Below are 17,157 nucleotides of genomic sequence, written 5' to 3'. Positions count from 1 at the left end.
AGGCCGTCTTTGCAATGCTGATGGGGCCGGCTGCCGATAATGGCGAAGAAAAGACCATGATCTGAGCCCCTTACTCTCCAGCAGCTTTGTGTAGAGACTGCCCAACTTCAAGACGGAGCAATGAAGGCGAGCTTCACCGATGAGCAGATCCTTCAGATGCTCCAGGAGCAGGAAGTTGGCGAGACGGCGGCTTACGTGTGCAGGCGCTATGGGATCAGTCAGGGCTCCTTCCACTAATACAAGAGTAAGTATGGCGGTATGGAACCGTCAGACGCAAAGACGCTCCGGGCGCTGGAAGACGAGAAACCGATGATGGACAAACTGGCCGCTTAAGGCCATCAAGCTAAACCCAAGAACTCTACAGGAGCAGCAGGAAACTTGGTGCTCAGGTCAATCAGGTCCAGTCACTTAGTTCGCCTTCTTTGCAGCAATGAGTGTTTTCTGATGAGCGCCAAATGACAGAGCCAGGTCCATGTTGCCTTGGTGGTCGGTCAACTTGGTGCTTGGGCGTGGTCCGAAAATGGGGAAATCACTTGGGCCTCTGGAAAAACAGACAGCACGTCGCTTGTGCTGTTTTCTTCAAAAACCAACTTCACATTTGGGCCGGCGTCCATCGTGGCAAAGGCTGACAAGCCGTTGTCGCGCGCGTTCCAGAGGTTTGCCAAAACGGACCAGCTTTTCTCGGTCAGGTAAGCCAAAGGGGGGCGGGCTGCGATCATAGTGGCGTGCATGGCCAGCGCGTTTGCTTCAACACGCGGCCCAAGGGCGTCAAAGTTGCGCTCCAGGATGGCGGTTTCAATGAACGCGCAGTCCTTCTCTGCCTGAGCAGGCCAAGTGGGGAACAGTGGGCTGGTGCGCGCGGAGTGGTTCATGCCGTCGCGAGAGGATTGGGGTTTGATGCCTTTGTCTACGGGGATAATTGCGATCCGCAGGTTGTCCCATCGGTGGTCAAGTTTGATGCCGTGGCTGTCGCTACCGTCTTCGGCTTCACCTTTGGACCATTTCACAAAGCCATGCCACAGTGATCGGGTGGCGCTGCCGCTGCCGAGGCGGGCGATGCGGCTCATGTCTGTGCCGGAGAGAGACAGATCAAAGGCTGCACAAAGCGCTTGTGTCAGCGCCGCAAATCCGGAGGCGGAGGAGGCCAAGCCGGCTGCGGTCGGGATCGTGTTGCGTGTTTGCACAAGCAGGGGCAGGTGTTTGTCGCCTCTGAACATATCGACAAAGCCCAAGGTGCGCGCGGCGAAGGCACTGTCCGGATCCAGAGTTTCTCCGTCCAGAGTCACTTCGTCCTTGTCGGTTGGTGAGAGGGCGACAGAAGTGTGCGACCCCAGATCTCCAAGAGAGATCGAAATCGAGCTGTTGAGAGGCAGATTGCGGGCCTTGTCACGTTTGCCCCAGTACTTGGACAGGGCGATGTTGCTTGGTGCAAAGGCCTCTGCTGGCTGTACATCCGGCACATCGGCCATGGCTTTTGAAATGAGTGTGCGAACAGCGTCAGTCATGCACAACAAGTCCTTCTGTCGCGATGGTTACAGGACGGAAGTCCACTGGTGTTGGACCAAACGCAACAACGCAGTCCCCCAGTCCGGAGCCGGAAATTTTTGCGGCCAAGGTTTCTGGCGCGCGAGTGGCGTCCGCTATGATCTGGTCCAGCGTAGGGTCGCTGACGCCCAGTTCGCCCATCAGATCCTGATAGGTGGATAGTGCGGCGTAGAACGCGGCATCTTTGGCTTGTGCCGCCTTGATGGCTATTTCAGCAGCCTCGCCCATACGTTTGTAGAGCGCGTCAAAAAAGGCCTCCTGTCCCACGCGTCGCTCCGCGATTAGACGGAGGACTTCGGCGGTTGGAGTTTTGTAGCCGCAGTATCGAAGACTGACCGGCACCTGCGGAAGCGGAAGAGGCGAAATCTCGGCGTTGGTATTTTCGGATGTGGGCGCCCGGTAAGAGATCAATCCCCCCAAGAGGCTGGCCGCGAGATCAGCGCCGCTGCCGCGGCCTTGAATTTCCCGCACAATCTTGAGCGCATCTTGGTGCAGCTGTTTGGTGTCGGTCCGTCCGCTGCAATTGGACAGCGCGCCTAAGGTTGCGATTGTTACAGCGGCAGAGGACCCCAGGCCCAAAGTTGGATCTATCTCAGAGCGGATGTCCAGGTCGCAGCCCGAGGCAATGGCGCTCTTGTGGACCTCCAAAGCGGCCAGCACAAATTTGTAAGGGCCACTTCGGGGGAGAGCAGTTGCGGAACACTCCAGTGGAGGCGCAATTTCCGAAGTTACGCGGACAAGGCCGTCAGTGCGAAGGCGTAATGTGACCTCAACTCGCTGTTCGATGGCGGCGACAATGGCACGATGTCCGTAGACCACCGCATGTTCGCCTGTGATCATGATGGAGCCAGGGGCGCTAACCAATATGCTTTCCGCTTGTTGGGTCACGTCGGGAGCCCTGCAACTGGCACAGGCGGCGTGCCATGGCCCGCCCCAACAGGTGACATCTGCAAGGTGTCCCACTGTAAACTCGGGTGATTGGACATCAGCGCGCTCATCGCTTCGGGATCGTTGATCCGAACCAGGATCATGCCGCCGTTGGCGCCGCGCACCGAGCCTGCGCCGCAGAGTTTGGCTGCGCCGCCTAGATTTTCTACCTCTTTGACAAAGGCCGTGGCGGCATCCGGCACGATTCCGATCCGTTCGAGAAGGCGTTGGTTTTCTGCGATGGCCGCATTGGGGGCGCCATTGGTCAGAAGGTGGCCTTCTATTTCCTTGGTACAAGCTGCAAAATCGGCCCAGAGGCCTGTGTCCTGACCGTGTGCCGCCGCGACGGCGCTCACACATTCTCCGGTGCTGCTTTCGGGGCGTCCGTGCAGGACCCAGTACCAGCCGTTACCGGACACAAGGTCATGCGTTTCAGGCAGTTGGACTTGTTCGGCGTTGTCGCGGATGTTTTCGACCCGCACCAAGCCGCCTAGCACAACCGCGGCTGCATCTATTGGGCCGGCTTTGCCATGTTTGAGGCGCTCACAGAAGCGGACACGGTCAAGACGCTCCTGTACCGTCTTAGGACGTGCCAAAAGGCGTTCAAACAAGACTGTTGTGGCGGCGACGATGGCGGCAGAGGAGCCCATGCCTGCGCCAATGGGGAGGTCGGAGCGGCTGCCGAGCTCGCCAGGCGAGGGCAGGGGCCATTGCGCGCCAATGCCAGGTATCGCGTCGCCGTTCACAGGTTTGTCCTGCAACAGAGAGGCAAGCGCATAAACCGCAAGGTCATCGGGTTTGGTAAGAACGTCCTGAACACGTAATTCGCCGCGTGCAAACTGCTCAAACCGGTTGTCCAGAGAGGTTTTGAACTTGGCAACCAGCTTGAGCGGATAGTTGGCACCATCGGACAGATTGGAGAACGCGGTTTTGAGCCCCTCTCCAAGGCCCATCGGTGTGAACCACACCTCGGTATAGCGGGCAATGGCAATCGCCAAGGCCGGAGCGCCGTAGAGCACCGAGTGTTCACCGGACAAGATCAGCTTGCCCGGCGCATATGCCCCCGCTTCAGGCCTGCTGATCGACATAAATTCGTTTGTCGTCTTCGATGCCGGTCAAACGGAACCGACCGGACGCACATTCTTGCGTGCCTTGTGTCAGGTCTTTTTCGTGCCACAGCGTGATGTAGCCATCATAGTCGATGGCGTCGCGGTCTTGCAGAAGGCTTTGGTGTTGCTCCGGGAACAGATGCTCGGCGTAGCCTGGCTGAACGCGAAGGTCAAAAAACTCACCCGTCGCACCGGAACCGTAGCTGAATAGCCCGATGTTTTTGCCGGTGAGATCGGTTTCGTCGTTTTCAAGCACGGAGATGAGGGCCAGATAGAGGGACGCGGAATAGCAGTTGCCGACCTGCCGATTGTAAATCAGGCTTGGCAGCACGTGGTCAGGATTTTGTTTTTGGCCGTTGGCCTTGGCGAGGTGGCTATTGGCTTTCTCCCCCATTCGGGAGAAGGGCACATGGAAGCAGAACCGGGAGAAGGCATCGTAGTCCAAGCCGCCGTTTGCCTGGTAGTCTTTCCAGGCTTCCACGAGCGCGTTGAGATAGCGCAGGGTCGATGCTTTGCCATCAAACAAGGGGGTGCGACGATGGTTTGGTCGCCAAAAATCCATGCAGTCTTCAGTGTATAGGCCGGACTCGGTGCCGATTTCGGCTATTTTGGGTTCGGAACTGACGAGGATCGCAACCGCACCTGCACCCTGGGTGGCTTCGCCGGAGCTGCCAAGGTCATAGCGCGCCACATCGGAGGCAATGACCAGAACCTTGCGGCTTGGCTTCCGGGCCACATAGCTGGCTGCCATTTGCAGCGCTGCGGTGGCGGAATAACAGGCCTGCTTGAGTTCGACGCAGCGGCAGTTGGGCGACAGTCCCAACAGGCGGTGGACGTAAATTGCGGCGGCCTTGGACTGATCAATCCCGGTTTCCGTCGCAAAAAGAACAGTGTCGATGCTTTCTACGCCAACACGTTCCACAATTGGCAAAGCGGCCTCTGCCGCCATTGTGACGATGTCTTCGTCCGCATTTGGCAGCGCGATCTTCTCCTGGCCAATGCCTCGAGAGAACTTGGCCGGATCAATCCCATGATGGGTGGCCAATTCATTGAGGTGGACATATCTGCGTGGCGTGAAAAAGCTCAGCGCCTCAATACCCGGTGTTGTCAAAGCGAGTTCCCATGTTGTCTCAGAAGGTCAGCGTTACACCGAAGCGCGGCAATGTTCTGGCAGCCGAGCAGGAACATAGCGGTTTGAAACTCTCGTCGGAATTTCTCAATCACTGCCACGACTGCTTCGCTGGACGTTTGCGCGGCGCTCAGGAACGGCGCCGCGACGCCGCATAGGTCTGCGCCAAGTATCAGCGACTTTGCCATATCAATGCCGTTTCGAATGCCTCCACTGGCAATCAAAGTTGTTGTTTCGTTTGCTTTGCTTAGATACGCGCGCGCGTCCTGCAGAGCATCGACTGTAGTTAAGCCCCAATCTTGAAAAACCAAGCCCAAGTCGTCGCCATCGTGGGCACGACGGTGGTATTCAATCCGGCTCCAGGAGGTGCCGCCGCGCCCCGCGACGTCGAAATGTCGAACGCCAGCGTCAAAAGCCAGTTGAATGTCTTGTGCCGACAAGCCGCAGCCAATCTCTTTCAACAGCACTGGCACAGGGAGAACCTCGGTGATGACCGCGATTTGAGCGAGAAGGCCCGCGAAATTGACATCGCCTTCGGGCTGGATCACTTCCTGAAGAGGGTTCAGGTGCAAATACAGCCCGTCCGCCTGAATAGCCTCTACAGCTTCTAAGCATTCGGAATGCCCAAAACCGTAATTCAGTTGCACCGCACCAACATTGCCAACGATTGGTGTGGTAGGGGCCACGTCTCGTAAGGCAAAGCTTGATGTCGCCGATTGATCGGTAAACATGACGCGCTGAGACCCAACAGCCATAGCGACGCCGGTCTTTTCGGCGGCTGTCGCTAGGTTGCGGTTGATCCGCAGGATTTCGTCACCTGTTCCTCCGGTCATCGAGGAAATCAAAAGCGGAAAACTCAGCGGTTTGCCGAGGAAGGTGGTTTGCGTGTTGATATCCCCGAAGTTCAACTCGGGCAACGCGCGGTGTGTCAGCTGGATTTGGTCAAAGCCGCTGTTGTTCCGCTCAACACCTGTGTCCGATGTGATGATGCGAATGTGTTCGACTTTGCGGTCTGCAATTTGGCTGTCGGTCATCGCTCCAGTTCCATATGGGTGCGAACCAGTTCGCCAGGATTCGTTTGCGCTGCCAAGAGTGACAATTCCCCGCACAGGACAACGCCAGCGCAGATGCCGGCCAGCCGGCGCGCGTTATCGCCCGGCGCTCTCTCGTCCTGGCACCCCATTTTTTCAAGGTTTTCCTGGATCTCTGGAATGTCTTTTCCGGCACCGACTGACCCAACGATGAGGTTTGGGAACGTGCAAGAAAAGTAGAGGTCACCGTCACGGTCTTCGCAATGAACCATACTTTGGCTGGCTTCGATGATGTTTGCAGCGTCTTGGCCTGTCGCCAGATAGAAACCAAGAAGCATGTTGGCGAAATGCGCGTTCGCTGTTCTCAGCGAGCCAGCAATTGTACTGCCAACATAGTTTTTCTCGTAGTTGAGCCGTACGATTTTATCCGCACTGCTGTGCAGAACCCGTTCTACAATGCGTTTGGGGATCAGCATGTCGGCGACAACATATTTGCCTCGGCCCAATAGACCGTTGACCGCTGAGGTTTTTTTGTCGGTGCACATGTTCCCGGAAATCGATGCGTAAGCGAGCTCGGGGTACTCGGACAGAATCCAGTTTTGCACGGCCTCGGCGGCTTTGGTCACCATGTTGTGACCGGAGGCGTCGCCGGTGGCGCATTCCAGCCGGACAAACAGGAGATTGCCTGCAAACTGACGGTTGAGGTCAATCAATCGGGCAAAACGACTGGTGCTGCTGACCACCGTGGCAACTTCGTCCTGGCGGGTTTGAATGGCGTTCCAGGCTGCGATTGCGGATGCGCCATCGGTGGCGCGGAAGGCAAGGGAGCGGGTCATGCGCTCGTCCACAAGCGTGACGTTTATACCGCCGGAGCGACGCGACACGATTGCGCCACGCGCGGTCGACGGCCAAAGCGGCTTCTCATAAGTCGCAAGTGGCGCACTTATCTCTCCGTCAACGATGGAGCCCCGAAACGCGATCGGGCCGACCCATTGTGTCGGCAGCGGGGTTGTGTAGGTTGAACGGTCCCTCAATGAATTCTCCGCCAGTCAGTCAGTTCGTCCAGGCGCGACAATGTCACTTTTGGACAAGAAGATAAAGCAACCCAGGCAAGCTCAGGGAGGGCTGTTCCGGGGACCTGTCAGCGCTCTTAGGAACGGTCAGATGCGGCTCCGGAAATGCTGAAAAACAAGGTTCCACTAACAGGCTCTACAATACGGTGCAAGTCAACAAACTGCGTTTCTAGCGTCAGGTTTTTGCCTTCGTTGCGACTTGCAGCTTGTGTCCTGGACGCAGTGCCGCAGGCGCTGGAGGGGAAAGGCGTGTTCGAAGATGAACTGATCGCAGTCTGCACCGCGCGGGTTAAGGCATCGTGTTGTGCGAAGAAGGATCTAAATGCAGCTTGCTTGGGGGACAAGGCTCCGGAAAGGCCTTCGTACCGCGCTCAAAATTCCGAGGAAGGCAAGCCAGCGACTCGTGGGAATTCCGCACCTGTGCTTGGAGCAATGGCAAACAAATGACCGAGGCTGGCTTTGTTGCTCCATCGGCTGAAAAATTCTTCAGAGGTGAAGACAAAATTCACGTCACCCAGTGTTGAGAAGGTCTTTCCTTATGACTGATCTTTTTGTGCGGATGGTAATCCCGATTTTGCCAGCTTCATTGCAGAAGATTCTGAAGATTGGGGGGGGGGGCACACGCCAAAATGGCTTGCAACTGTTGGATCAGTTGGGGGCAGGCTGAATCGCCTGCTCTGGTATTCTTGAATGTTCTGATGCCTGAAATGGACCGCGATATTGGTGTGCGCGTTGTGACGGTCGGAGCTGCTTGTAATGTAGTGGCGGCGAAGCGCTTAGGTGCCGGTCGTGGTCTTCGGTTGGGGCAACGATATTGGGATCATTTGCCCTGCGCGAATTGCGAAGCGAGCTACAGCGCGAACTGGATTTCAGCCTCACGCAAAGTGCGTGAGGTGTATTTAGACGTTAAGGGGGGCAAAAGGACCTCGAATCCGTTGTGGCCGATTGGGCTAGCGCTGCGAAAAGGCAGCTTCCAGGTCGGCGGCCAAATCAGCCGTGTCTTCGCAGCCTACGGACAGGCGAATTAGATCGTTGCCAATGCTGATCTTTTCGCGGTGTTCCTCCGCTACAGCGGCATGGGTGAGGGATGCCGGGTGCTGGATCAGGCTCTCAACACTGCCAAGGCTCACGGCGAAGTGGAACAGGTGTGTGGCGGTCAGGACACGTTCGACGCGGTCTAAGCCGCCCATCAGTCGCAGAGAGATGAGTGCGCCGAAGTTGGACATCTGGCGCGTGGCAATGGTGTGGCCGGGATGCGTTGCGAGTCCGGGATAGATTACCTCTGCAATGCCCAGATCCGCAGCGTTTGCAGTCAGTTTCTCAGCCAGAAAGGCGGCGGAGGTTGTCTGGCGTTCCACGCGCAGGGCGAGGGTGCGCAAAGACCGCAACAGAAGTGCGCAGTCGCTTGGGCACATCACAGCACCAAGCGCATTTTGTAGATAGCCGATCCGGTCCGCAAGGCCGTCTTTGGCGTTTTCGGAGACGGAAAGGACGCCTCCCAGAAGATCGGAATGACCGCCCAGAAACTTGGTTGCCGAGTGCATCACCACGTCGATGCCGTGGTCCAATGGAAGCTGACCACAGGGAGAGGCAAATGTGCTGTCACATACTGTGATGGCATCAACCTCCCGGGCGATTTTGGCAACTGCGGTTAGGTCGACAATCTTTAGAAGTGGGTTGGAGGGCGTTTCGAACCATAGAAGGTCGGCACCTTTGGCCGCCGTTGTTAGGGCGTCGATGTCGCAGAAATCCACCAAATCAACTTTGCATCCGGACATGGCCGGACCAACTTGCGCGAGCAGACGGTAGACGCCGCCGTAGAGGTCTTCGTGAGCTACAATCTTTGCGCCTGGCTTCAATGTTGCCAACATTGTTGAAGCAGCGGAGAGGCCGGAAGGAAAAACAAAAGCGGCCTGGGCGTTTTCGAGGTCCGCGAGACACGCCTCTACACGTTGACGCGTTGGGTTGCCAGATCGCGAGTAATCGTAGCCACGGTTCTTGCCAATGCCGTCCTGAACATAGGTTGTTGCCGTATAAAGCGGCGGAACAACCGCGCCGGTTGCCGGATCAGGTTCATGTCCGGAATGGATAACGCGGGTGGCCAAGGAGGTGCGGTTTTTTACGGACATCGGGTCTCGCCAAATTGTCAGAGAGCGGAAATTTTCGGCTTTATTTCAAAGGCAAGATAAAGGGGCAAGGCAAATGTTTGCGGTTGAACAGAGGGAAGACGCCTGCGGAGTTTTAAGGCATGGCTCGCTGGGCTGGGGACTGGGTAAAAACGTCGAAGCGAGGTTTGGTCTGAGTACGGACAACCTTTCTAAAGCTCGGCCAGCAAAGGAGCAAGCCAACACGGTTTTGCAATCGTTTTCGGTAGGCATACTTATAGTTAGGAAAGTGTGACAATTCCATCGCGCCTTGCCACAACAAAGCGTGTCATGCACTTGCATGTCAAAAACCTCCACGCTATCAGGCGCCGAACTCAGCCAGATTTTCCAGACGAAGACAGCCAGAGCACGACACCCAATTATGGAGAAGGGGGACGCTCATGTCTGTTTTTCGCACCAGCACGCGCGCTGGGTTGATGAGCACTTGTCTGGCGGCGGTATTGCCTGCCACCGCAGCAATGGCTCAGGACCTTGAAGATGAGTACTACACGCTCGACACAATCACCATTGAGGCGCAAGACGAACAACGCGGCGCAGCTGACCGCGGTGCATCGGTCTATGCTGCAGACGCGGAGCTGGAGCGCGCGCGTCTTGGCGACATGAAAGATGTTTTTGCGGGTATGGCCAACGTTTCCGTCGGCGGTGCTATTCCGGTTGCGCAGAAAATCTTCGTGAACGGCATCGATATGCTGAATTTGGTTGTGTCGATGGATGGTGTTCTTCAAAACAACCGCAGCTTTCACCACGTCTCAGCAAGCGTTTTTGATCCTGGACTGCTAAAGTTTGTTCGGGTTGATCCCGGTGTTGCTGCGGCAGACACTGGTCCCAATGCTGTTGCTGGCGCAGTGATCATGGAAACCAAAGATGCAACGGACATAATTTCCGAAGGTGAAACGTTCGGTGGCGAAGTGCGTCTTGGGTTTGCCGACAACGGCAAAACTCTGAATGGGTCCGCTACTGTGGCTGCGGCATCTAATGGTTGGGAAGTTCTTGGGTATGTAAGGTCTGCGAAGGGTGACGACTATGAAGACGGATCAGGCGTAATCGCGACTGGTACTGCAGCCGACATGCAGTCTGGCTTGTTGAAGCTAGCCTATGAGAGTGACACTGGGCACCGTTTTGAGCTCTCCGGACAAAAGCTATTTGATGATGCACTTCGCAATCGACGTGCAAACTTTGGCAATAGCCAAGCTGGTTTGGTGCAATACGATACCGAACGTACCAATCTGTCGTTCAATTATGGGCTCACAAACGGCGGCGGGAATTGGGACCCTCAGATTGTTTTGGGTTATTCTGACAGCAGCATTTTTGCGCCTGTTTCTGAGGACAGTAATACAGAAACCAAAACGCTGTCATTCAAAGCTCAAAACACGTTCCATCTCTCGGATACTAACACAATCGTTGCTGGTATTGACTACTATGACAGAGACGCTGAGTACTTCAGCAGCTCCACACGCCGCTCTGAAAATGCTCAAAACTTTGGAGTTTTTGCGCAGGCCCGTTTTGAACCCTCGGATCGCTGGCGCATTTCCGCAGGTGTGCGCGGAGATACACAAAAGTTTGAAGGTGGTGACGGTTATACAGACACTTTCTCCGGTTTCAGTGGAAACGCTTCGGCAATCTTTGATGTCACCAACGAGTTCAGTCTCAGAGCTGGATACTCGAACGTCTTTGGTGGGCTGCAAATCGAAGATGGGTACAACTTTTGGCAAACGGACCCACAGTTCTCCCAGTGGGGGCAGTGGGATTACACTGGGATTAAGGCGTCTCGAGCAGAGAACGCCAACATTGGTTTTGATTTCCGACGCGGAGGTTTCTCCGTTGGTGGCGAAGTATTCCGTACCGAAGTCGCTGATGCGCGCGATGGGGATCAAAACTTTGACTTTTCCAGTCAAGGTTACAACCTGAACGCGGGCTTCGCATGGGACCTTGGTTCCGCTCGATTCTCCTATTCAAACACTGAAACCAAGCGGGACGGGAATCTCGTACCGTCGGGAGAGATGATCGATTATGGTGCTCCTTTAGGAGAAATCATTGCGTTCGAAATCATGCAGCGGATTCCCCAAGCTAACAATTTGATTATTGGCGGCAGCCTAGATATGGCTTTGGACTACAACCCTACCTACAATGGGGCCAACCCTTGGCCGACCCAAGGCCTCAAAGGGTATGAGGTGGTGAACTTGTTCGCAGAGTATACGCCACCATCGATGTCGAATTGGACTATTCGTGGTGAAGTTTTGAACCTGTTCGATGAAGATTACTCTGATCGTGCGTCCTACGGTGGCGACTACCCAAGTGATCCAAGCTTCTCCCCGATTAAGGAGCCCGGAAGAACCTTTGTTATTCAAGCGATCGCAAAGTTCTAAGACCGGCAACAGGGCCTAACATCTAGAGAGCAGCCCCATCATTGCTTTATGGTGGGGCTTATTTAATTGGTGAGAGGTGGTCGCAGAAATTTGGGCCAGTCGTTAAGGTGGATCGCATGATGAAAGTGACGATCCGAAATGAAGAAACGCAAGAACCATTCGCCAGAGTTTAAGGCCAAAGTTGCGCTTGAAGCGATCCGCGAGGAGATGACGCTGGCGGAGTTGTCCAAGAAGTATGACGTTCACCCGACGCAGATCGGAACGTGGAAGCGGGCGGCGATTGAGAACATGGCGACGGCATTTACGCGCCGCGGTGCCGCCCCAGAACAGGTTAGCGCCGCCGACGTCGATAAGCTCCATTCGAAGATTGGCCAACTGGTGGTGGAACGGGATTTTTTAGCGGAAGCCTCGCATCAACTTCTCGGGACGCGAGGCAAAAAATGGTGAGCCGGGATCACAAGTTAAGCCTTCGTAAACAGTGCGAACTGTTGCAGCTATCACGGTCGCGGCTCTACTCTCAGCCGGTAGGTGAAAGCGCAGAAAACCTGCGCTTCATGGAAATAATCGACAAGCAGTTTTTGGAAACGCCGTGGTATGGATCGCGCCAGATGGCCCGGTACATGAAGCGGAACGGGCATCGATGTGGTCGGCATCGCGTACGGCGGTTGATGCGTCTGATGAGGCTGGTGCCGATCTACCAGGAGCCAAACACCAGCAAGAAGCATCCCCAGCACAAGGTTTGGCCATACCTGCTGCGCAACATGGTGATTGATCGTCCCAATCGGGTTTGGTGCGCAGACATCACCTACATCCCGATGCGGCGTGGCTTCCTATATTTGATCGCTATCATGGATTGGTACAGCCGCAAGGTTCTGTCGTGGCGTCTATCGAACAGCATGGACGCGAACTTTTGCGTGGAAGCTTTGAAAGAGGCCATCGCAAAATATGGCACGCCTGAAATCTTCAACAGCGATCAAGGCAGCCAGTTCACCAGTGGTGCTTGGATCGACGTGCTGACCGATGCAAAGATTAAGATCAGCATGGACGGCAAGGGCGCTTGGCTTGACAATCGGATGATCGAACGATTGTGGCGTTCGTTGAAGTACGAATGCGTTTATCTGAACGCATTCGAAACAGGCTCCGACGCGCGGGCTGGGATCGGCAAGTGGATGACCTACTACAACTCCGAACGTCCACACTCGACGCACGGCTTGTTGACCCCTAACGAGGCCTATGCCAGCAAAACAGAACCGATGAGAATAGCAGCCTAAACGAAACCATGATCCATCTTAAACCGGCTGCAAATTGGTCTAAAATCTAGGACCACCTCTGTGCTACGGCAATAATCTTAACAAAAAACGCGCCAGATCGTAGGCTTCGTCTGTATCAAGTAAGGGGCCCATCTCGGTTTTTAAGGTGCCAAGGTATAGTGGCCAGACGATATCTAGCCGCCTGTCACCTTCTTCTGTCAAAAACAAAACCTGTTTCCGGCGCCCGTCCGAAATATATTCACGGCGTATGAGACCAGCTTTTTCCATGCGGCTGACATGGCGAGACAAGCTGTATTGTGGCAGAAGCAACTTGCTTTCTAATTCACCCATGAGCTTGCCATCAGGCCCGGCAAGGTTAATTTCAAATAGTATTTCGTACCAAGATGGGTCCCCCAACCCGTGATCTTTGAGGGTTTGGGAAAACTTCAGAAAAAACTTGCGCTGGCTTTTTAGAATATAGAACCACACGCGGCTGTAGGCGATGTTTGGATCATCGTCGTTGAAGAAGGCCGCGTTGGGCGACCTGTCTTCATCAGGGAAACTTTTGTCACTCATTACAATACATTGGCCATGAATTGGGCGCGTCGCAAGCTAGCTTAACTGGTCCAGTCCATGTTTTTGAAGTTCTCGCGGTAGGCAAAGCGCTCCAGATGCACGTCGATCACATGTTTGACCTGCTTCAGACCTTCTGCATTGTTTACTTCGACATCCACACGCAACCGCTCAGGATCGGCGAACATAGCGGCGGTGCCCATGGGAAAGCTGCAGTTTCCCTCACTATCCGTGTAAGTTACGTCGATTTTATGGGCGAAGTGTTTGCACATCTGCACAAGATATTTTGTAGCGTTTTCAGTGGAAAAGGTGCCAGTGGCCGTCAACATCGGGCGGGTTCCTGAGTAAAATTATTTGTTACTCTGGACTCGCGCATTTTGAGGGGATAATCAAGCTGCAATCGCGTTCAGCCAGATAAATAGCCAGACGCCGTAAACTGGAGAACTCCATTGTTTAAGCGTATTTTTTGCGCGCTGGCTCTGAGCGCAACCTCACTGCAGGCCGCAGAGGTGGACACCTATGCAGGCAAGGCAAATGTAGATGGCACCCCGGAAAAGGTGGCGGTGTTTGATATTGCAGCCATCGACACGCTGGCCGCTCTGCAAGTGCCTTTGGCCGGCGTCCCGGAAAACGTATACGTAGATTACCTGGTGGATGCGACTAAAGGCGCGGCCACGGTTGGCAACATCTTTGAGCCGGACTTTGAGGCGATCAACGCGTTGGCTCCTGATCTGGTCGTCGTTGGCGGTCGTTCTTCCAAGCAGTTGAAAGCCATGTCCGACATGGCCCCAACCATCGACATGACCATCTGGGAAGACACCGTGGGTCAGGGCCTTGATCGTTTGGAGGCTTATGGCACGATCTTTGGCAAGGAAGCTGAAGCAGAGTCGCTGAAAGCCGCGTTCATGGATAAGCTGGCGCACACAAAAGCGGCGCTTGACGGAAAAGGCACCGCGTTGATCGTTTTGACCAATGGTCCTAAGATTTCCGCCTATGGCGCTGGCGGGCGTTTCGACTGGCTGCACACCAAACTGGGGCTGGAAGAAGCTGTGGATGGCGTTGAGAAATCAACGCATGGCGAAGCCGTTTCTTTTGAGTTTATCAAAGACGCCAACCCAGACATTCTGATTGTGATTGACCGTTTGGCAGCCATCGGTCGTCCGGGCGAAAGCGCGGAAACCACGTTGGACAACCCTCTGGTGGCCGAGACCACCGCCTGGAAAAACGGTGACGTTGTCTACCTGAACGCAGCGGATATCTATATCGCTGGTGGTGGCATTCAATCCATGTCCCGCACACTGGACGCGTTTTTGAACGCCTTCACCTCGGGCTAACGCTAAATGCGACGGCACTCCGCAGCACTTTTTCTGGCGGCTGGAACCTTGGTTCTGGCCGCCATTTCCTTGTTTGTCGGGGTGATTTCACTGCGGCCAAGTGAAATTTTCCAGGACGGCGCGGCTTTTGGGCTTATGCTGGACAGCCGTTTGCCTAGGACTTTGGCCACGCTGATCGCCGGCGCTGCTTTGGCCGTTTGCGGGATGATCATGCAGATGCTGGTGCGCAACCGATTTGTCGAGCCGATGACGGCGGGCACAGGGCAGGGGGCAGCGCTTGGCATTTTGATCGTGGTTTTGTTGTTCCCCAGCGCCTCTATTCTTGTGAAGATGAGCATTGCCACTGCAACTGCAATGGTGTCGAGCATTGGGTTCCTCCTGATCGTGCGGCGTTTGCCACCGGCGCAGCCGCTTTTGGTGCCGCTTGTTGCGATGATTTATGGGGGGATCATTGGTGCTGGAGTTACCTTTGTCGCCTATCAATGGGACATGTTGCAATACATTGACACCTGGTTGAACGGCGACTTTAGCGGCGTGATGCGTGGGCGGTATGAGTTGTTGTGGGTTGCAGCGTTGATAACCGCTTTGACCTACGTGATTGCGGACCAGTTTGCGATTGCTGGGCTTGGGCGGGACGCGAGTATCAATCTTGGCCTCAATTATGATCAGGTGATGATCCTTGGGCTGCTGGCGATTTCCGTTGTGGCTGCGTTGACCGTGATCACTGTGGGCGCGATCCCCTTTGTCGGTCTGATTGTACCTAATATCATCAGCCGTCGGTTTGGTGACAACTTGCGCGCCACGCTTCCGCTAACGGCGCTGTGCGGCGCATCGCTGGTATTGGTGTCTGACATCATAGGCCGAGTGATACGGGCACCTTATGAAATTCCGGTAGGCACAGTTCTCGGCGTGTTGGGCGCGGTGGTGTTCTTGTGGTTGCTCTATGCGGGGCCGAAACATGCGCGCTAGGTCTATGCTGATATGTAGCATCTTGCTTGCGGTCTGCTGTGTACTGTTTATGACGCTGGAGTCCCGGGGGAACTGGGACTTTGTTCTTTGGTTTCGGGGGCGGAAATTGGCGGCGCTGTTACTGGTTGGGGCGGCGGTATCCACGGCTACCCTGCTGTTTCAGACCATCTCCCGAAACCACATTTTGACCCCCTCCATCATGGGGTTTGATGCGCTGTTCACGCTGATCGTCACGCTGGCGGTGTTCACGATTGGGGCGGCAGGCTACAATCATTTGCCGCCTGAGCTGGTGTTCTTTGTAAACTTGTTTCTGTTGATCGGTGCGGCGCTTCTGCTGTTTGGCACATTGTTGGGGCAACATCGTGTGGATCTGATGCGCATGGTGCTGACCGGGATCATTTTTGGCGTCCTGTTTCGCTCGTTGACCTCATTTGTGTTCCGGATGATCGACCCCAGTGAGTTTGCCACTATTCAGGTGAGTTCTTATGCGCGGTTCAACTACATAGAGCTCAACCTGCTTTGGCTGGCAGCCGGACTGACTTTGCTGACTTTGGTTCTGTGCTGGCGCATGCGGCGGCAGTTGGATGTTTTGAGCCTTGGTTTTGAAATCGCCACCAACCTCGGTGAGCCCGTGGCGCGACGTCAGAAACATGCTTTGGTGCTTGTGGCGGTGCTAGTGGCGGTGAGCACGGCGCTGGTTGGTCCGGTGGCGTTCCTAGGCCTTTTGGTGGTGTCGATTGCCCGATTGATTGCGCCCAATGAAACCCATGCCGTTCTGATCCCGCTTTCTGCATTGATTGCAGGCATTGTTCTGGTAGGCGGGCAGACCATTTTGGAGCGGGTTTTGGGCATGTCGACGCCTTTGGCCGTGGTCATTGATTTTGTCGGCGGCTTTGTATTTTTGGCACTTTTGCTGCGGAGAGGATGGACATGATTGTTGTTGAGAACCTGAGCTACTCAGTGGCAAGTGCGCAAATTTTGACCGATGTGTCCGTGACATTGCCCAAAGGGGGCATAACCGCACTGATCGGCCCCAACGGGGCTGGAAAATCGTCGCTGTTTTCCCACATCGCGCGCCTCCTACCGATGCAGTCGGGCCGCATTACGGTCGACGGAATGGACGTCGCGCCTTCCAATCGACAGGAGCTGGCCCGCAAATTGGCGATTTTGCCTCAGCAAGCGCATTTCGCCACGCGGTTGACGGTGAAAGAACTGGTCCAGTTTGGGCGCTATCCCCATTGTCAGGGGCGTTTGCGGACAGAAGACCATGAGATGGTTGAGGCGTCGCTCCATGCCTTTGGTTTGATGCCTCTGGCGGGCCGGTTTCTGGACACGCTGTCTGGTGGTCAGCGCCATAAGGCTCATGTGGCGATGACCTACGCGCAGGACACCGATTATCTTTTGCTCGATGAGCCGCTGAACAACCTCGATATCGCTGCCTCACGCGCTTTGATGGCGTTGCTGCGTCGGTTGGCGGATGAGGAAGGCAAAACCATTGTGATCGTTTTACACGACATCAATTTTGCCGCACAGTATGCGGATCATTTGGTGGTTCTCAAAGATGGCCGCATTGAGCGGGAAGGTAAACCTGCGGACATGGTTACAGGGGCGCTGCTGGCGGATGTGTTTCGCACGGATGCGCAAGTTGCCGTGGTGGGCGATACGCCGTTTGTAATGCCTTAGAAC

Annotated in this window: 15 protein-coding genes and 1 pseudogene; 7 read left to right on the top strand and 9 right to left on the bottom strand. The window is 55.2% G+C overall.

Annotation, left to right across the window (positions count from 1 at the left end; genetic code table 11):
• Positions 1 to 120: 120 nt before the first annotated feature.
• Positions 121 to 303 (top strand): annotated as a pseudogene (locus MK208_RS15960) (transposase); the annotation flags it as partial.
• Between the two features lie 188 nt (positions 304 to 491).
• On the opposite strand, the gene mvaD reads toward MK208_RS15960, so the two are convergent.
• The 7 genes from mvaD to MK208_RS15925 all read right to left on the bottom strand — a co-directional run bounded on the left by mvaD (position 492) and on the right by MK208_RS15925 (position 8,943).
• Positions 492 to 1,505, bottom strand: a complete 1,014-nt coding sequence (gene mvaD, locus MK208_RS15955) for a diphosphomevalonate decarboxylase (protein WP_294118330.1) — start codon at positions 1,503 to 1,505, stop codon at positions 492 to 494.
• Entirely contained in the window at positions 1,498 to 2,433 is a 936-nt protein-coding gene (locus MK208_RS15950) for a hypothetical protein (protein WP_294118329.1), read from the bottom strand. Before MK208_RS15950 ends, mvaD begins: the two co-directional genes overlap by 8 nt.
• Positions 2,430 to 3,560, bottom strand: coding sequence for a hypothetical protein (locus MK208_RS15945; protein ID WP_294118328.1), 1,131 nt, complete (start codon positions 3,558 to 3,560; stop codon positions 2,430 to 2,432). The genes MK208_RS15950 and MK208_RS15945 overlap by 4 nt, the downstream gene beginning before the upstream one ends.
• A complete protein-coding gene (locus MK208_RS15940; protein ID WP_294118327.1) occupies positions 3,541 to 4,692 on the bottom strand; it encodes a hydroxymethylglutaryl-CoA synthase in 1,152 nt (383 codons plus the stop codon). The genes MK208_RS15945 and MK208_RS15940 overlap by 20 nt, the downstream gene beginning before the upstream one ends.
• A complete protein-coding gene (gene fni / locus MK208_RS15935) occupies positions 4,689 to 5,744 on the bottom strand; it encodes a type 2 isopentenyl-diphosphate Delta-isomerase (RefSeq protein WP_294118347.1) in 1,056 nt (351 codons plus the stop codon). The genes MK208_RS15940 and fni overlap by 4 nt, the downstream gene beginning before the upstream one ends.
• Complete coding sequence (locus MK208_RS15930; protein WP_294118325.1) at positions 5,741 to 6,775, bottom strand: hydroxymethylglutaryl-CoA reductase; 1,035 nt, start codon at positions 6,773 to 6,775, stop codon at positions 5,741 to 5,743. The genes fni and MK208_RS15930 overlap by 4 nt, the downstream gene beginning before the upstream one ends.
• Before the next feature lie 989 nt (positions 6,776 to 7,764).
• Positions 7,765 to 8,943 carry a PLP-dependent aspartate aminotransferase family protein gene (locus MK208_RS15925; RefSeq protein ID WP_294118324.1) on the bottom strand — a complete coding sequence of 393 codons (1,179 nt, stop codon included), beginning with the start codon at positions 8,941 to 8,943 and terminating at the stop codon, positions 7,765 to 7,767.
• Positions 8,944 to 9,359: 416 nt separating this feature from the next.
• Here MK208_RS15925 and MK208_RS15920 point away from each other — a divergent pair, with 416 nt between their 5' ends.
• Both MK208_RS15920 and MK208_RS15915 read left to right on the top strand, forming a co-directional pair.
• Positions 9,360 to 11,345 (top strand): TonB-dependent receptor, encoded by a 1,986-nt coding sequence (locus MK208_RS15920; RefSeq protein ID WP_294118323.1) that lies wholly within the window; start codon positions 9,360 to 9,362, stop codon positions 11,343 to 11,345.
• A 138-nt stretch (positions 11,346 to 11,483) separates the two neighbouring features.
• Positions 11,484 to 12,616 (top strand): IS3 family transposase gene (locus MK208_RS15915; RefSeq protein WP_294118322.1). Its coding sequence is split into 2 segments (ribosomal slippage): positions 11,484 to 11,763 and positions 11,763 to 12,616, totalling 1,134 coding nucleotides; the frame shifts between segments, so codons are not numbered across the junction.
• A gap of 63 nt (positions 12,617 to 12,679) precedes the next feature.
• Here the strand turns inward: MK208_RS15915 and MK208_RS15910 are convergent.
• Both MK208_RS15910 and MK208_RS15905 read right to left on the bottom strand, forming a co-directional pair.
• Positions 12,680 to 13,171 (bottom strand): MarR family winged helix-turn-helix transcriptional regulator, encoded by a 492-nt coding sequence (locus MK208_RS15910; RefSeq protein WP_294118321.1) that lies wholly within the window; start codon positions 13,169 to 13,171, stop codon positions 12,680 to 12,682.
• Positions 13,172 to 13,212: 41 nt separating this feature from the next.
• Complete coding sequence (locus MK208_RS15905) at positions 13,213 to 13,497, bottom strand: DUF2218 domain-containing protein (RefSeq protein ID WP_294118319.1); 285 nt, start codon at positions 13,495 to 13,497, stop codon at positions 13,213 to 13,215.
• 120 nt (positions 13,498 to 13,617) lie between these two features.
• Here MK208_RS15905 and MK208_RS15900 point away from each other — a divergent pair, with 120 nt between their 5' ends.
• The 4 genes from MK208_RS15900 to MK208_RS15885 are packed head-to-tail and all read left to right on the top strand — an operon-like array spanning position 13,618 to position 17,154.
• A complete protein-coding gene (locus MK208_RS15900; RefSeq protein ID WP_294118318.1) occupies positions 13,618 to 14,502 on the top strand; it encodes a siderophore ABC transporter substrate-binding protein in 885 nt (294 codons plus the stop codon).
• 6 nt (positions 14,503 to 14,508) lie between these two features.
• On the top strand, positions 14,509 to 15,471 hold the full coding sequence (locus MK208_RS15895) for an iron chelate uptake ABC transporter family permease subunit (RefSeq protein ID WP_294118317.1): 963 nt from the start codon (positions 14,509 to 14,511) through the stop codon (positions 15,469 to 15,471).
• Complete coding sequence (locus tag MK208_RS15890; protein ID WP_366011214.1) at positions 15,446 to 16,405, top strand: iron chelate uptake ABC transporter family permease subunit; 960 nt, start codon at positions 15,446 to 15,448, stop codon at positions 16,403 to 16,405. The genes MK208_RS15895 and MK208_RS15890 overlap by 26 nt, the downstream gene beginning before the upstream one ends.
• The gene (locus MK208_RS15885; RefSeq protein ID WP_294118315.1) at positions 16,402 to 17,154 is read left to right on the top strand and encodes an ATP-binding cassette domain-containing protein; all 753 of its coding nucleotides are present in this window, start codon (positions 16,402 to 16,404) and stop codon (positions 17,152 to 17,154) included. The genes MK208_RS15890 and MK208_RS15885 overlap by 4 nt, the downstream gene beginning before the upstream one ends.
• Positions 17,155 to 17,157 lie beyond the last annotated feature (3 nt).

This window comes from Shimia sp. (genome assembly GCF_022448905.1).
Lineage (GTDB): Bacteria > Pseudomonadota > Alphaproteobacteria > Rhodobacterales > Rhodobacteraceae > Shimia.
The sequence above is the reverse complement of the archived record's forward strand: the minus strand, read 5'-3'. Positions and strand labels throughout refer to the sequence as shown.

Bases quoted from the DNA above. Each gene is read 5' to 3' on its own strand.
- MK208_RS15890 (WP_366011214.1), top strand. From the start codon at position 15,446: ATGCGGGGCCGAAACATGCGCGCTAGGTCTATGCTGATATGTAGCATC.
- MK208_RS15920 (WP_294118323.1), top strand. From the start codon at position 9,360: ATGTCTGTTTTTCGCACCAGCACGCGCGCTGGGTTGATGAGCACTTGT.
- MK208_RS15885 (WP_294118315.1), top strand. From the start codon at position 16,402: ATGATTGTTGTTGAGAACCTGAGCTACTCAGTGGCAAGTGCGCAAATT.
- MK208_RS15905 (WP_294118319.1), bottom strand. From the start codon at position 13,497: ATGTTGACGGCCACTGGCACCTTTTCCACTGAAAACGCTACAAAATAT.
- mvaD (WP_294118330.1), bottom strand. From the start codon at position 1,505: ATGACTGACGCTGTTCGCACACTCATTTCAAAAGCCATGGCCGATGTG.
- fni (WP_294118347.1), bottom strand. From the start codon at position 5,744: ATGACCGACAGCCAAATTGCAGACCGCAAAGTCGAACACATTCGCATC.
- MK208_RS15925 (WP_294118324.1), bottom strand. From the start codon at position 8,943: ATGTCCGTAAAAAACCGCACCTCCTTGGCCACCCGCGTTATCCATTCC.
- MK208_RS15910 (WP_294118321.1), bottom strand. From the start codon at position 13,171: ATGAGTGACAAAAGTTTCCCTGATGAAGACAGGTCGCCCAACGCGGCC.
- MK208_RS15945 (WP_294118328.1), bottom strand. From the start codon at position 3,560: ATGTCGATCAGCAGGCCTGAAGCGGGGGCATATGCGCCGGGCAAGCTG.
- MK208_RS15895 (WP_294118317.1), top strand. From the start codon at position 14,509: ATGCGACGGCACTCCGCAGCACTTTTTCTGGCGGCTGGAACCTTGGTT.